This is a genomic window from Sphingobacterium sp. UBA6317 (assembly GCF_002440385.1).
Classification (GTDB): domain Bacteria; phylum Bacteroidota; class Bacteroidia; order Sphingobacteriales; family Sphingobacteriaceae; genus Sphingobacterium; species Sphingobacterium multivorum.
Genome location: NZ_DJTD01000002.1, coordinates 18,187 through 34,518 on the forward strand (window position 1 = coordinate 18,187; position 16,332 = coordinate 34,518).

14 protein-coding genes are annotated in these 16,332 nt (G+C 40.7%); all 14 read right to left on the reverse strand.

Annotated features, from left to right (window positions below; genetic code table 11):
• Nucleotides 1–82: 82 nt before the first annotated feature.
• The 14 genes from B3E92_RS00135 to B3E92_RS00200 all read right to left on the reverse strand — a co-directional run bounded on the left by B3E92_RS00135 (nt 83) and on the right by B3E92_RS00200 (nt 16,332).
• On the reverse strand, nt 83–955 hold the full coding sequence (locus tag B3E92_RS00135; RefSeq protein ID WP_286894772.1) for a polysaccharide biosynthesis/export family protein: 873 nt from the start codon (nt 953–955) through the stop codon (nt 83–85).
• Nucleotides 940–1,692: a tyrosine-protein phosphatase gene (locus B3E92_RS00140; protein WP_286778610.1), complete on the reverse strand. Its 753-nt coding sequence runs from the start codon at nt 1,690–1,692 to the stop codon at nt 940–942. Before B3E92_RS00140 ends, B3E92_RS00135 begins: the two co-directional genes overlap by 16 nt.
• Nucleotides 1,693–1,812: 120 nt before the next feature.
• On the reverse strand, nt 1,813–3,438 hold the full coding sequence (locus B3E92_RS00145; RefSeq protein WP_286894774.1) for a hypothetical protein: 1,626 nt from the start codon (nt 3,436–3,438) through the stop codon (nt 1,813–1,815).
• A 24-nt stretch (nt 3,439–3,462) separates the two neighbouring features.
• Entirely contained in the window at nt 3,463–4,053 is a 591-nt protein-coding gene (locus tag B3E92_RS00150) for a hypothetical protein (RefSeq protein WP_286767968.1), read from the reverse strand.
• Nucleotides 4,054–4,221: 168 nt separating this feature from the next.
• Nucleotides 4,222–5,637 (reverse strand): exopolysaccharide biosynthesis polyprenyl glycosylphosphotransferase, encoded by a 1,416-nt coding sequence (locus B3E92_RS00155; protein WP_286894778.1) that lies wholly within the window; start codon nt 5,635–5,637, stop codon nt 4,222–4,224.
• A 678-nt stretch (nt 5,638–6,315) separates the two neighbouring features.
• Complete coding sequence (locus B3E92_RS00160; protein ID WP_286894779.1) at nt 6,316–8,235, reverse strand: polysaccharide biosynthesis protein; 1,920 nt, start codon at nt 8,233–8,235, stop codon at nt 6,316–6,318.
• 200 nt (nt 8,236–8,435) lie between these two features.
• Nucleotides 8,436–9,569, reverse strand: a complete 1,134-nt coding sequence (locus tag B3E92_RS00165) for a DegT/DnrJ/EryC1/StrS family aminotransferase (RefSeq protein ID WP_286894780.1) — start codon at nt 9,567–9,569, stop codon at nt 8,436–8,438.
• Between the two features lie 22 nt (nt 9,570–9,591).
• Entirely contained in the window at nt 9,592–10,236 is a 645-nt protein-coding gene (locus tag B3E92_RS00170; RefSeq protein ID WP_286894781.1) for an HAD family hydrolase, read from the reverse strand.
• Complete coding sequence (locus tag B3E92_RS00175) at nt 10,226–11,197, reverse strand: ATP-grasp domain-containing protein (protein ID WP_286894782.1); 972 nt, start codon at nt 11,195–11,197, stop codon at nt 10,226–10,228. The genes B3E92_RS00170 and B3E92_RS00175 overlap by 11 nt, the downstream gene beginning before the upstream one ends.
• A 1-nt stretch (nt 11,198) precedes the next feature.
• The gene (locus B3E92_RS00180) at nt 11,199–11,804 is read right to left on the reverse strand and encodes a sugar transferase (RefSeq protein WP_286894784.1); all 606 of its coding nucleotides are present in this window, start codon (nt 11,802–11,804) and stop codon (nt 11,199–11,201) included.
• 6 nt (nt 11,805–11,810) lie between these two features.
• Nucleotides 11,811–12,947: a glycosyltransferase family 4 protein gene (locus tag B3E92_RS00185; RefSeq protein WP_286894786.1), complete on the reverse strand. Its 1,137-nt coding sequence runs from the start codon at nt 12,945–12,947 to the stop codon at nt 11,811–11,813.
• Between the two features lie 156 nt (nt 12,948–13,103).
• Nucleotides 13,104–14,180: a glycosyltransferase gene (locus B3E92_RS00190; RefSeq protein ID WP_286894787.1), complete on the reverse strand. Its 1,077-nt coding sequence runs from the start codon at nt 14,178–14,180 to the stop codon at nt 13,104–13,106.
• On the reverse strand, nt 14,177–15,436 hold the full coding sequence (locus B3E92_RS00195) for a right-handed parallel beta-helix repeat-containing protein (protein ID WP_286894788.1): 1,260 nt from the start codon (nt 15,434–15,436) through the stop codon (nt 14,177–14,179). Before B3E92_RS00195 ends, B3E92_RS00190 begins: the two co-directional genes overlap by 4 nt.
• Nucleotides 15,433–16,332, reverse strand: a complete 900-nt coding sequence (locus tag B3E92_RS00200) for a glycosyltransferase family 2 protein (protein ID WP_286894790.1) — start codon at nt 16,330–16,332, stop codon at nt 15,433–15,435. The genes B3E92_RS00195 and B3E92_RS00200 overlap by 4 nt, the downstream gene beginning before the upstream one ends.

Consider the following 16,332-nt stretch of genomic DNA (forward strand, 5'->3'; position numbering starts at 1 on the left):
TTATGGAGATGCCCTGTGCAGCTGTCGACTAATGACAATGAACACGGGCACCTTGCTAAAAAGGCTATTTAACCTGCAAAGATTACCAACGTGAGATTGCAACAATCAGCACCGACAACAACGAACCGATAATGGCAAAAGTCTGGGTACGTGCCGCATTGTTGGCCGCTGCTTTGGCCTTGCCCGGCTCCACATACAGCACGTCATTCTGCCGCAGATAGAAATAGGGTGATCTGAAGACTTCGCTGTCATTCAGATTGAGCCGCACCAGCTCCTTTTGTCCCTGTTGATCCCTTACCAGCAATACATTTTCACGCTTTCCATAGATCGTCAGGTCGCCGGCCAGCCCAAGTGCATCCAGCACGGTCACCTTTTCATTGGGGACCGTATAAGTCGCTGGCCGAGTCACCTCGCCCAATACCGTGATCTTAAAATTGGCAAAACGGACCTGAACCGTGGGGTTTTTATAATATTGCGAGGCAAGCTCCGTGATCTTGTCCCGGACCTGATAGGTCGTAAGCCCGCCGACTTTGATCTTGCCCAATAAAGTCATCTGAATAAACCCATCTTTGTCGACCAAAAAACCGCTGATCACCTGATTGCCAACCATGGCAGCCGAGCTGGCACCAATGGCCTGAATGACTTCGGCTTGATTGGCCACAGAACTAGTCGTGGGATCCAACGTCTGTACGGTGACACTGAGGATATCATCGGGATGGATGGTAGGCTCGGTAAAGGCCGCAGCTTCTTTCAATACCCGGAGAGAATCTGCCTGCAGATCGTTGAAATAAACGATTTTCTTGACCGAGCAACTGCTCAGTGTCAATAGCATCAGCAAGAAATACAGCCATACGCGATGGTGCCCTGCTTGCTTTTTGTAGTGTGTTTTCATTGTGATATACTTGTAAATTGTAGTTTTTTTTATTTTATATGGTCCGGCTAACCCGATGTCCATGATGGATCAAAAAGATTAGGGTTCAGTAATTCGCATCGTTTAAAATAATTTTTGAGATCTTCACGTTGCAGCCCATGCTCCAGGGCTTTCACATGACGCTCATGATGGGCATCTGTACCGACAAGGTCAACAAGACCTGCGCCAGCAAGATACTTGGCGACACGCTTTTCATGCGTGCCGTAATAACCGATAATGGACAGCAAATTCACCTGCAATAAACAGCCGATCTCCCTTAGCCGGCTTATCTTCTGCATATCGGTATGATAAAAAATATAGCGTTCGGGATGTGCCAGTATCGGGTAATATCCCGCTATCAACAGATCAAAAATCAATTTTTCGATCTGCTTATTTTCCTGAATGTATGACATCTCAATCAGGATATGGTTATTCGGAAGGACAAGAAATTGAGGATCGGGCTGACGCAGAAGCTGCTCAAAATTAGAATCGAGCATATATTCGGCCGCGTAGCCACCTAATTTTTTATCAAAACCCTTGCCCTTGACTTGGTCAAATGATGCCCCGATACGCTCTCGCGTATTCGGGTACATCTCTTGAAAAATATGTGGTGTAAAATAAAAGTGTTGCAATTTCAAATCGACTAGACGGCCCAATAGGTCCATGCTCTCAGCCTCGTCCGTACAACCATCGTCAATACCCGGCAAGAGATGCGAATGCATATCCGTATCCATCCAGCTTAAATCGTAATTCCGCTTTTTTCGGTTAAAAATTGTTAACATCTCTTTGGCAGATAATAATTGATAGTGTTTCGTCTATAAAGGAATATCCGGCCAGCTCGCCCGGCCGGAATATCCCAAATCTACAATCACAAGTTTTTACACTTGAGTTCTTAAATGCTTTTATAATTTGCCGCACTCTTCGGTCAGGATAGCCAGATTGGTCGCTCCTGCTTTGGTTCCGATAATGTCACCCGGCTGTATGCCTACTGTGGCTGTATTGTCTACTGCAATAGTTTTCGCGTTGACTTCTTTCACACGTTGGCCCCAGATCGCTTTGAAATCATATTTGGTACCGTCTGTTTTTAAAAGTGTCGTACGCAAGAATCCATTGTCCACTGTACCTAGGAACTGATACGTTCCTGTGCCGCTTACCCGGTAGAATAACTGGAATGTTGGCAACAGGGTAATGGTCGTTGTTTTGTCCGGACAACGTACATACAGCTGCAGCGTCGACGTAGTTCCCGTAGCATCTCCCGGATTTGGCAATGTCATCGCTGTCACCTGACCACAGGCTGCCAATGGACTTTGCTCCAATATATTACCGGCACTGTTGCGCACCACAATACTTGTACCGCTTGACGGCACATCAACCAAACTGATACTTGGATTATTCTTATTGATCGAATATTCACCTGTGGCAATCACTTTGCCGCCCCAGATGGCTTCTACAATAATCGGATAGGTCGACCCATTCGTCATCCAGTCGCCCGAGAACGTGATAACGCGTGCCGAAGGACAGGCCTCACCAAATTCACCAGCCATATAGAATGACAAGTGCTGAACCTGAAAACTTACTTTAAATCCGGCAGCAGCCGAGCCTGTAACTGTACTGTTTTGTTCGTAACGCCAGATGCCATCGGTGCTATTGGAAAAGATCTGAAATACCTGCCCCGCTGCAATGGATGCACCGGATATCGGGCTCACATAACCTGCGTCAACAGGCATACTCACCGTAAGTGGCTGACTGAATTGTTTCACCGCTATACCATTCACCAACATGCTGATTTCAGCAACGGCTGCCGGGCTGAACGTACCTGCAACGGTACTGCCGTTGGCCAATACGACTTTGTCGCTTTTGACATCCCCGCCCGGGAGTAATTCGACAGCATCCTTATTGTCGGCATCGATGCTGGTCAAAATAATCTGAACAGTGCTGCCGCCTGTAATGACGTTGCCATTGGCATCTTTAAACTGGGTACCGGTCGGAATCGTCACTTCCATATTGCCGCCGCCTACAGCGGAGGGTACGGTAACTGTCGTTGCGGCTGTTGTGGACCCATTGGAACTGAGGTCAACATTGGCGACCGTTTCCTTCGCACCGTCCGGAACAACTGTCGGTTTTGTCAGCACGATCGTCTGTATACCACTCGATGCATCTGTGATGGCAACAGGTACTTCCTGTGTCGTGTAGCCCGAAGCTGCAAGCTGCACCCGAAAACGGATCGGATTTGCAGCACTGGCCGTCCGCTTAGGATCAAGACCAAAAGTGATCAGGTTATCTGTCAGCTTAAAATCTTTATAGCCATTCATGTTGTAAATGTCCTGAGTGTCTCCAGAACTCAGTGTGACTGTCACCCCGCTGATTGTCTTACCATCAATATCTACCACCTTCAGGGTAGCATAATTTTGAATAACTTCTGTACTTACCTGCAGGTTGAAATCCTTCAACGGACTCTCACAGGAAGATACCCCGCCCAACAATGAGAAAGCTAAGGCACTATATATCGCGATTTTTTTGATTTTCATAATGACTCTGTTTTATATATTTACCTATTTAAACCGATAACTGATGCCTGCTTCGATACGGGGCAAATAGCGGTAGTTCTTGATGTTATTCTCGATGGTGGCGGCATTATTGACATTTTCTTCCAATAGACCTGTTGCTTCCATCGTCACAGAAGGCTTAGAAAGGTAATAGCAGCCCAAGTCCACATGCATTGAAAAGCGGCTGTCGATCAGGATATTGCTCCAGCCGATACCCGCATAGGGATTAACGGTTTTCTTCCAGGCCACATTGGTCTTTATCGTACCGACCATTTCTGGATCAACGGCAATATCACCATAACGGTAGGGATCCGCCAAACGGGTGGTCAGGGTTCCATCGAGCTTAAAGAAATAGGCGCCGCCCACCTGCACGTTGAAACTGCGGAAAAAGCCCCGATTATTCACGAAGGGTGTCCAACCGAAAATAGCAGAGGCATTGGATGATTTGGCCTTGGCCTCACTCCGTGTCGCACGGTTACTATACGTACCCTCAATGTTTGTGCTGAACGGCATATAGCTTACACCGAGGCGCATGCCAAACTGTTGGCCCAGCGGATAATAAAATTGAGCCCCAAAACCTGTGGACCCAAAATGCACCCCAAGCCCCAAGGGGTAGCCGAAAGAGTAGGCTGTCTCGGGTATGCTATCCCGCTCATCACTATTAGCCCGCGATACTGAGATATTGAACAGCATAAACATGCCGAGCAATAGGACGGTTAATCTGGTAACTTTTTTGTTCATAATCTGTCAGTTTTAATATTAACGTTAATAAGCATTTTTCTCTCCTTGCAGCATGTTCAAAACGGTCATGCACACAATTTTAAAGTCGAGCATGGCCGACCAGTTATTCATATAATCCAGGTCATATTCTACCCGTTTGGCCATTGCTCCAGGATCCTTAGTCTCCCCGCGGCAGCCATTGACCTGTGCCCAGCCCGTAATTCCGGGCTTTACAAACTGACGCACCATATAATGCTGGATCAGCTGGCTATAATGTTCGGTATGAGCAAGCATATGCGGACGTGGACCGACCACACTCATCTGCCCCAGAAACACATTGATAAACTGCGGAAATTCGTCCAGATTTGTCTTTCTTAGAAACTGACCTATTGCCGTAATACGCTTATCGCCTTTGACGGCTTGCTTTGCATTGGACTCCGTATTGACAACCATACTCCGAAACTTATAGCAATCAAAAGTCTGATTATTACGTCCGGAACGCGGCTGCTTGAAAAAAATCGGACCTGGACTCTGGATCTTGATAATCAAACCGATAATAGGAATCAACCAGGATAAAATGAATACGATCACGAAAGTAGAAATGACAAGATCAACAATGCGCTTCTTGATGCGGTTTTCCATCGTCGAAAGCGATTCGTCATGCGAGCGAAGCACGGGCAATTCCACCGTCAGCACGCCATCTTTGCTGGAATACGGCATCATTTCAGCCGGAGCAGTCACAAAATTGAGATGCACACATTTGCTGTCAGCTGCCATGATCAATTCTCTGCTGCAGCTCGAAATATCGGGGGAATTGACGACAAACACATCAAAGATCCCCAAACTGGCGACCTCCTCAAAATAACGTCTGAACCTAGTCAAAGTATCATCTTTGCTCGGCAAACCAGGATCGTCGCGGTAAGCGATTGTGTTGACATGATAAAATGGATGCTCCTTGGCAAGGATCCCTGCCACACCAGCCATGTAATCGTTGTGGCCGATCAAGGCTACTTGCTTGCTCCAACCTAAGCGCCGCGGCAATACCGTATAGACATAGGTCAACACAAAACGGGACAGAGCAAGGTAGATAAACATACCTGCTGCCACCACGACAAAGAAAACCCAAACTCCCTTAAGATGATGGCCGATCAGGATACAGCCCGCAAAAATTGCAACCAGCAACAGTGCCGTACGCAACGTGATACGGAATACATTCTCAAGCCGCTCGATGGTCGCATCAGCATAAAGCCGCATATAGAGCGACGAAATGATAGCAACAAGATTAAAAGTCGTCCACAATGAGTAAAAACTAGCCGGCACTTCCTGCCCCACATCCATCCAACCATTGTTGGCTACGACAGAGTAGGCAAGCACAAATAGGATATTCAAAGACACTGCATCTGTCAAAGCGAGCAGCATTTTTAAATAAGCTAAAACGCGATTTTGAACATACTTATGCATAATAATCTTTATTAGTTAAATATTCAAATAGTTAATAAAAAATTAAAAAACCTAATTTTAAACATTTTTCCTAACAAGAAACATAAGCGGCGCAAAGTACCCGTACAGGTAAATACCTATAATTGAGAAAACTATAGCTCAAATTGGCTTCCCCATGAAGCCAAAGAGCAATAAATTCACTTTTTCTATGTCAGTTCTATCTGTTTATGATCAGATCTCAATAATTGTTTTTTTAAATAATAAGGCTTCTCTTCAGAATTTAGTTGACTGGATTTTTCCGCACAAATTGCATCATCCGCTTGGATAATCATGCAGTCAAATACTCTCGTGTTTTAATAATTGTAGATTGTAGTATGACAAATATAGACAACAAAATTTAATAATCTTTATCTTTTTTAATGTTTTTATCAAAATTTCACAATTACTTCGCAATTCCTTTAAAAATTGAGCTTATTTAGACCGTAATTTGCACGAGAAAATGCACTTATTTCCTCGAAATCAGGAAGAAAACCTTTAAAATTTACGGAGAATAAAAAAATTAGGAAATTGTCACAAAATTATGACCAGGAGAATCTGCCAAATTAAAAAAACTTCTTCAACTTGGAAACTTGGGTCAAAAGGGGGAAGCCGGTCGTAGATTGGACCAGCTAAGGATTTCGATGGGTGAAATAGACAGCGCTAGTTATCTAAGGTCTGAAAGATAGAATTCTGTGATCTATATTCTGGCACAATCGCTTTGATCATCCTGACCAATTCCATTTTATCGGCGGAAGGATTGGCATTCTTCACAAATTCGCAAAGCTGCGCTACCCTAGCCTTCTGAAATGGCAGATCGGTACTATTGACCTTAGCGATCATAATTTTTTTATGGTATGTTTTTTCTGTATTTTCTCCGTTTGCAAGCAGCTCCTCAAAAATTTTCTCCCCAGGCCGTAACCCGACAATTTTGATATCAATATCCTCGGGATATTGATATCCCTTGAGCCGAATCATCTGCTTGGCAAGATCCATTATCTTGACAGGCTGTCCCATATCAAAGACAAATATTTCACCGCCCTTGCCCATTACTCCTGCTTCCTGGACCAGTTGGCAGGCTTCGGGTATAGTCATAAAATAACGAGTAATGTTGGCGTCCGTAATCGTCAAAGGACCGCCGTAGAGCATCTGCTTTTCAAATAGGGGTATGACTGAGCCATTCGACCCCAGCACATTCCCAAATCGGGTAATGATAAAATTGGTCCTGGAGCTCGCATTGACGGTCGATACGGCAATTTCGGCGACACGCTTTGTCGCCCCCATCACGTTGGTCGGATTGACGGCTTTGTCTGTGGAGACCATTACAAATTTGATGACCTGGTATTTATCGGCCAGTTGGGCCAGCGAATAAGATCCGCACACATTGGTCAGAACCGATTCGTAGGGATTGGCTTCCATCAACGGAACATGTTTGTAGGCTGCTGCGTGAAAGACATAGGTCGGCAAAAAGGCCTGAAAAACAGCATCCATAAAAGACTCGTTGCGGATATCACCGACAACAAAGCTAAAGGATTCAAAATTGGGGCTTGACCGCAGTTCCTGCTGAATCTCATATAACGCCGACTCGGCCTGATCCAATACGATCAGCTTTTTGACGCTGGTACGCGCTAGCTGGCGGACCAGCTCACTTCCAATAGAGCCTGCCCCACCAGTGACCAAAACAACCTGCCCATTCATTTCATCAGCAATAGCTGGATTGTCCATATCGATCGTTTTACGCCCGAGCAGATCTTCTACACGCAAACTCCTGATCTGACGCGTGGCAACTTCACCGGCAAGCAAACGTGCTGTATCTGGGATAATTTTTACAATTAGAGGGATTGGTTCGGCCAATTTAAATACGCGCTGCAACCTACTTGGTGTATGGTCGTCGACAGCAATAATCAATTCGTGTGCATTCCCATGCCGCTTTACAAATTCTTTATCCAAGTTTTGGATATCGTGAACTTTAAATCCCTGAATACGCTTGCCGATACGGCTGGGCTTGTCGTCCATAATAGCGACAATACGGTATTTATTGCGGGATGTGGTGTGAATAAAGTGAAAGGTTGTATTGCCCATTGTACCCGCTCCAAAAAGAATAACCGGAATACGGTTGTCCTTTTGGTTCCAGACAAGTTCGTGATAGATAGCCCGGTACAGCACGCGGGTAAATGTCAGTACAAATCCTGAAATCAAAGCATGAAATAGCAGCTGTGTATCTGAAAAAGGAAGCATACCTGAGAGGAAAGAGCCCAGTGGAGCAACAAACTCGATGACTTTGCTCAACATTTCGGCCACAATAAATGCGACGACAACCGCAAAAACAAGCTGCTGAAGATCCCGGATACCTGTCTTGTGCATCACTGCCCTAAATGTGCCCAACAATAGAAAACAGGCGAAATATACTGCTGAGATAACGACTGCCTGCATGCACAATTTATCAAAATCAACAGTACCCCGATGTTTGAAGATCAAGAAATAACTGATACCAAAACCCAGTACAACAATCAGCATGTCCAACAAAAGGATCATCCAGCGGGGTTTATCAAAAAGCATCCCTTCTCTCCAGAAATTAATCATTTAAATACGCAAGTTAATTATGTTATAAAAGGCATATAATATCCGCTCTACAGGATAGAATATGAAACGAGGAAATCCCTTTCTATTTCCGGATCCATATACTCAAATAATATGCCGAATTTCGGAATACATATAACAAAAAGGCTTAGTCCGCAAGTTGCAGCCTAAGTCTTTTTGTTATATAGATCGCTCGATCCTATCTATACAAATACCGATTTCACTTTCGAAGCGATACGATCACGGTCTTGATCTGTCAGGCTCGAACCGGAAGGCAAACAAAGACCATTTTCAAACAGTTCTTCGGCAACTTTTCCGCCATAATAGGGTGCCTGCGCAAATATTGGCTGCAAATGCATTGGTTTCCATAATGGTCTTGACTCAATATTGTCTTCCAAAAATGCCAATCTAAGGTCTTCTCTAGTTAGTTTAGCCTTCAGAGGATCTATTGTAATGGCCGAAAGCCAATGATTGGAATAATAATCAGAATTAGGTTCAGAAAATACAGTAACCCCCTCAATATCCTTAAAAAGATCGATGTAAAAATTGTGCATTTGTCGACGAGCAGCTACACGGTCGACCAAAATTTCCATCTGACCCCGACCAATACCGGCCACTATGTTGCTCATTCGATAATTGTACCCTATATGTGAATGCTCATAATGCGGAGCATTGTCGCGCGCCTGCGTTGAAAGGAAAACCGCCTTGTCCTTGTCTTCCTGATGATGACACACCAGCGCTCCCCCACCGGAGGTAGTGATGATTTTATTACCATTAAATGATAATACACCAAACTTGCCGAAAGTTCCTGCAGCCTGACCTTTAAAAGTCGACCCTAGAGCCTCCGCAGCATCTTCGATAACAGGGATATGATATTTTTCGGAAATTGCCTTCACTTCTTCCACTTTATAGGGCATACCATACAAGTGGACAGCGATAATTGCCTTTGGAGTTTTTCCCTTAGAGATCCGATCCTGGATAGCCAGTTCAAGTGCTTTTGGACAGATATTCCATGTTTCGGGTTCCGAATCCACAAAAACAGGAGTGGCTCCACAATAGGCAATCGGATTAGCAGAAGCTGAAAAAGTCATGGATTGACAAATGACTTCGTCTCCATGGCCCACACCGCATTGGATCAATGCAAGATGCAATGCGGCTGTTCCAGCGGATAGTGCAGCGACTTTAACATCTGCATGTAAGAACTGCTCTAGATCTTCTTCAAATCCATTAACATTCGGACCTAGAGGTGCGACCCAATTCTGATCGAATGCTTCGTGAATGTATTTTAATTCACTTCCGCCCATGTGTGGCGAAGAAAGCCATATTTTATCTGACATAATATCTATTTTTAAATTCAAATTATTCAACAATTTTTATAATCTCCTCTAATCCAGAAACTTTGTGCATAGGCAGAAAAGATAAGTCCTTTTCAAAATCCTGCTTATGAATATTAAATCCTTTGTCTAACAAGCATATAGTCTTCCAAGCCAATAAATTTGGTGTCACAAAATCTTTAGATACATTGTCTGCGATATAATAATAGGATTCAACGCTGGGATCCTTAAATATTTCAAAATTGTTTCGATTTGGCTTTGTTGTTCCAAACTCTTCGGAAACAATAATTTTGTCAAAATAATCAGCTATACCCAAAGCTGCTATTTTATTCCTTTGCGTAACAGACCTTCCATCTGTAATTAAACCTAGTTTATAACCTTTATTTTTACAGAAATCTAAAAGTTCTTTCCCTCCTTCTATCAACTGAATAGTAGGTTTATGATTTCTATATATACCTAATAATTCTTCCTTTGTTACGCGATCATAACTTTGTGTCAATTTTTCAAAAACATTAAAACCATGAATATACCAATCATACATTTTGTTGGCAAGTTCAGTACAATGCTGATGATCTAAGCGTTCAGCAATTTCTATATAGGCTGATCTTAAAAAGTCCACCTCATATGCCAACGTATCATCCAAATCAAATATAATGTACTTACTTTTCATAGTGATGGACTAAAACTTCATCATCGTATCTCAACATCAGCAGATTTTCCTCCCAGTCCTCAACATAATCAAGCTCGCGGTCTAATATATATTCCTCGATTAGAAATTTTGGATAATTTGCACCTGCCAAATAGCTCAAAGGATATCCTCCCCCAAATCTCGGGTTGATCTCAATACCAATGATCCTTTTCGTTTCGCGGTTAAAAAAGAATTGCATCGTCAAACAGCCAACTGCGCCTTCTATATGCGAAAGCCTACTTTTCAAATAATTTACGATTTCATTTTTATGCGTAACGCCCTTATTGATCTCTCCGGCCCGAACAAATATTCTTTTACGTGGAACAATGCATTTTACATCACCCGATCTATCATAATAGGTATCTACTGTATATTCATCATGTTTTGCATGATCGATATACTCCATAAACATCAACTTTTCATTTTGAAAATGATATTCAGTTAGTTCCGACTCATTTTCAATTAAAAAAGTATCCTTACTAAGAGACCCATCATATGGTTTTATAAATAGTGGGAATGATAAATTTTCTTTATCTAAATTTTTTGGAATTTCTATATTATGCTTTTCAAAAAAAACATTTATAATCCGCTTGTCTCGGCAAGCTTGAACAAATTCCAAATCAGATACGACGGGAATGATTCCTTGGCTGAGAAATAGATCTTTATGCTCGGCTAGAATGAGCAATTCTGTATCGATGGTTGGAATGATTAATTTGACATTAAGCTCCTTACATATCAGCAAAAGTTCTGAAATATAATTTGGATCGGTCACCCTTTTTACCGTCCGATAACCATCCGAAACATGGCAGGCCGGCGCCAAAATTGGATTAAGATCGACCGTATACACCTTATTATTTTCGTTTAAAGATTTTATCTCCTTTTGAAATGCCTTGACCAGAGAGACACGTTGCCCTGCTGATGTGACTAAAATATTTTGATTCATCTCAATTATTTCCCTTAAAAATTTCCATTGTTGCTTGCCCTTCCTGGGATATGCCTTCTCTTACAAATACTTTTTTTATAGTCAAGAAAAAGATCTTAATATCTAATAAAAAAGACAAATGATCAACATACCAAACATCCAATTCAAATTTCCTGCTCCAGGATATTGCGTTACGACCATTCACTTGCGCCCAGCCTGTGATACCGGGCCGGACCTGATGTCTTCTCTTTTGCTCTTCATTGTACAGTGGAAGATACTGAGGCAATAACGGTCGTGGCCCGATGATGGCCATATCTCCCTTTAGCACATTGATCAATTGTGGTATTTCATCCAATGAAGTTCTGCGAACAAATGCTCCAACTGGAGTTAAACGATCTCCATCAGGCAATAAGTTTCCGTTCTGATCTTTTTTATCATTCATGGTCTTAAACTTGATGATCTTGAAAATCTTTTCATCCAAGCCGGGCCGCGACTGAAAGAAAAATGGCTTCCCCTGATTAGCAAAGTAAAGACAAATCATCACCACAACAAAAACTGGCGCAAGACAAATTAGACCTATTAATGCTATTAAAAAATCGAATAGTCTTTTTAAAAAAAATTTGTACATATCGTTTTACTTGATTTCAATACCTTTCAATAATCGGTCATATTCATCCTTAAGAGCTATCCAGACTAATGACTGCTCATAACGGGATTCAATCATCGAGCGAGAATTATGTCTTAAAAAATTATAATAGTTTCTATCATGCATCATTTTACCCATTGCTTTCAAAATTGAATCACTATCTTCTTTTGGAATAATAATTCCGTTTACATCGTTTTTAATTATCTCATTGCTACCATTGATATCTGTTACAATACATGGTAATTGCATGGCACCAGCCTGTAACACGACGTTGGGAAAACCTTCTCGATAACTGGGCAAGATTAGTACATCTGAAATGGTTAAATATGGTCTAACATCTTTCTGAAAACCTACCGATAATATATTAGGGTTGTTAGCAATTTCAACCACTGTATTTTCAAGTAGAGGATCGAGATGTCCTTCAAAAGATCCGACAAGCAAAAGCTTGCATGCTGCATTATTTAGCGATTTAAATGCACTAACTAGTTCATTAACTCCTTTATCACCAACTAAACGACCAACGAACACGAAAACAAAGTCTCCTTTGTCGATTCCTAACTCGGCTTTTAAACCACATATATTTAATGATTCACACCCCATCTTGGAATAATGCACTAAATCTATGCCATTAACATTTCCGTTTGCAAGAACATGTAAGGGTTTACATGTTATTCTATAAGCTATTAAATCATTCTTGACACCATTTCCTTCCGGATAGACGTTTGTAGCCGCCCAACATAATAATCTATCCATGATGATTAGTATTTTTTTTATAATCCCATTCTTTGTAGGAAAAACCAACCCAGTAAATGTATGCATCCTAATAGGAACTGAAGCTAATTTCCCTGCTAGCATCGATAAAAGACCTGCCTTAGGAGTAATAGAATGTATGATTTGCGGTTTCTCTCTTTTAAAGAGAAGATAAAGTTTAAATAACGATATCAAGTCCTTTAAAGGACTAATACCTCTCTCCATATTTATTGGAATAACTTTTATACCCTCTCTCAATTGTGTCTCGGTCAGATCATCACCATGCGAGGAAACGCCTATAATTTCAAATTCATGACTTAAGAATTCAAGCTGCCCTTTTAACAGAATATTTAATGACGACGGAACTGTTGACACTCTAATTAGTTTATTCATAAATCGTTGCACAATGACAAGTTTTAATTTATCTTATGATTAATTAAATATAATTGTATCTATTCCTCTCTTTTATTACCTATTACCGCTGGTTACACGATTAACGTTTTTTTAACTATAGCAGTTTTCCGAAAGATTTTAAACATGTTTTCGATAAAGAGAAATTAACTTATTTACCATTGTCTCTAATTTAAAATCTTGAGCACGCTCAAGTCCTGCGCTTTGATAGAACGCATACGATTTCTGATCTCTCAGGCTCAATATTTTCGAACAAAGATCACTTATGTTTCCATTTTCAAATAATAGACCCGCTTTACCCACAACATCGGATAACCCAGGTACGCTCGACGCAACGACTGGCCTGCCGCATGCCATGGCTTCCACGGCCGCTAAACCAAACCCCTCCCAATGTGAACTCATTATCGAAATATCGCTCATTTTTAGCAGTGCGTAAGCATCTGTACGCACCCCCAAAAGCATTATTCTATCTTGTAGGGAAAGCTCACTGATCAATTGCCACAGCTTATCTCGTCTTTTTCCATCACCAACAAGCAATAGTTTATAGTCGTCAGGCAATTGCTTCATAGCTTTAATTACCGTATCTTGGTCTTTCTGCTCCCTGAACCCAGCTATCATAATTAGCAATGTGTCTTTTTCTGAAAATCCAAGTGAACTCCTATCAATAGCTTCTATTTTTTGTATGCCAGTTAAGTCAATTCCATTTTCAATTACATGTAACCGTTTTTCTTCCAAACCTAATTTATCCATCAGCGAAAGTTTAACACTTTCTGTAATACAGATTACTGCCCGATAATTTGCATAAATTACACGCTCAAGTTTGCGAAATAGAGGGTTATCCATACGCGAATTGCCTGTACTATGCTCTGTAAATAGCATAGGTGTCCCACAAAAAGACAATATTTTGGCTAGTGCAGCAAAATATTGTGCTGGGAATAGATGCACATGAACTATATCATATTTTTTTAGATAACGCATCATTTTAAAAATATGGCTCGGCGTGTAAAATGACTGACCTAATACGTAAATGTTACATGCGTGGAAAGCTTCCAATTGTTTGTAAAACGGTGTGATTTTGCCATTCAATAAAACCACATCCACAGTATGTCCTTCATCAGCGAGTAGAGGAACAATATCGACAAGCAGTTTTTCTGCACCACCCGTTTCCAGCCCGCCTATAATTTGCAAAATTCTCATTCCTTTACGTTTAAGTCTCCTATCATTTGATTATTAAGCAATTTACCTTTACCATAATTGAATATAGACAAATTTTTGCCGCCGACCTTGGCCTCAAATTTATTTCTTTCAAACCGGACATCCTTTGTTCGATTATTAATCAACGCATTAGATCCGTATTGAAAATTGTGGTCCACAATTAGATTATTATTTTGAAAGACAAATTTTTCAGTATTAAAATTGCTGGAGGTTATTATGTATATTAATGCCCGATCACCAAAGCTGTTCGCTGCATATGTTTTTATCAGGGTATTTGTTTTTGGAAGATTTTCATTTGTAAACGTATTATTATCAATTATTACTGGAAGATACTCCCCTTTCCCACTTTCTGCAATGATCATGCAAAGATCACTCCCCTTAAATGAATTGTGGGTTATTTTATGCCCTCCATATGTATTTTCGATATGGATTGCTCGATCATACCCCATATTAACGCTGTTAGACTTGACACTAATATTCTGGCACATATATTCTAAAACGATACCGGCGCGTCCAAGCTGCTTGGTAGATCTAACTCTATTAGCGATAATATTATTCTCCAAATTACCAGATGCTACATTGGCTAAGTAAATACCATCACCATAATCATCCTTTTTTGGATTAAAGCCCCATACATCAGTGATTCGGCAATTTGATATGCTGACGGATGAAAAGGCACCTGTTCGATAAGCAGGTTCTGTTGCTGTTGTGGAGATATGTATACCCTGACCGTAGAAATTGCTTATTGAAACTTGATCAACGGTTGCCCTCGATTTATCTGTAATTAATAATGCCGCGTACCACTTGTCTTTATTGATCTTGGGATGAGTTGGCGTATAAGGTGTATTAAACCCAACTATATTTAGATTTTTAATGGTAAAACTCCCTTTTGATGGACTAAAAAGAAAACCTTTGACCCAGATTATATGGGTAGGAGATGTAGATTGCAACGTTGGCTTTACACCATTTTTAACTTCTCCGATGAAAGAAATATCGCCATCTAAAAAGTCAAAAGTCAATTCTTTTGATAAATCATAAGTACCAGCTGGAACACGAATAAGAACCTTACCTTTTATTTTTACTGCCGCATTTATACAAGACTGAAATGCCTTTATATCATCTTTCTTATCATTAGGAACCGCACCAAAATCCTTTACATTTAAAATTGACTCCGCCCCAATACAGGAGAGGAATACAAACAAATTCAAAAAAAGTGCAAGTAGCTTTATATATTTCATTTTTTTCGCTTAGTATTTAGTTTACGTAATTCATTAATTCTTGAACGAAGAAATAGTGAAACGGGATAGTATAACAAAGCAGTATAAAATTTGCGCTTTGATTTTGAAAAAATATCTAAAAATGTTAAACCAGCTCCACGGCTGTAGTAGACATATTTAATCTCATTTTTTAACCGCTCTTTTAAATCGAGGCTCTCACTTTGAAGCATTTTCTTCTCTAATATAAATCCTCTGATATTATTTGCCGCCATCTTAACAACGTTGGCTGTCATTCCATCAATCAGGTACTCGCCCTTGTATACAATCTTGTTTAGACATTTAAAATAACCATATTTATTTGTAATAATATATGGAATATTATCTGGAACAAATTTCTCGCCATTATAGGGCTCTATAAAAGATTTTTTGTAAAAGATGCTTTTTATAAAAAACAATTTATCTCCTTTCACCGGCTTACTGCCAAAATACATTTCTAAATACGTGGAGGATGATTTTGTGAATTTAGTTCCAATAATCTTCCCTTCGAGATCAGATTTTAAGCCCACAAGCCCTATACAATTGTCCGCGAGATTTTCCGCTTCGCCCTTCAAATCTGCAATAATACCTTCCATAAGATAATCGTCAGAATCTAGCACGACAGAAAACCTTCCATGAATAACTTGTGAAAAACCATTCATGACCGCCTTAGTTTTTCCTCCGTTGATTTGCTTGACATATCTGATATTGATTTTATCTTCAATAATCCATCCTGTCACAAGTTTCTCTGTTTCATCTATGGATCCATCATCTACAATAATCCATTCAAAATCTTGTCGGACATTATATAACAGGGAGTTATAAATATTGGGAAGACAATAAGCTCTATTATAGGTTGCAGTTATTATAGTTAGAAACAT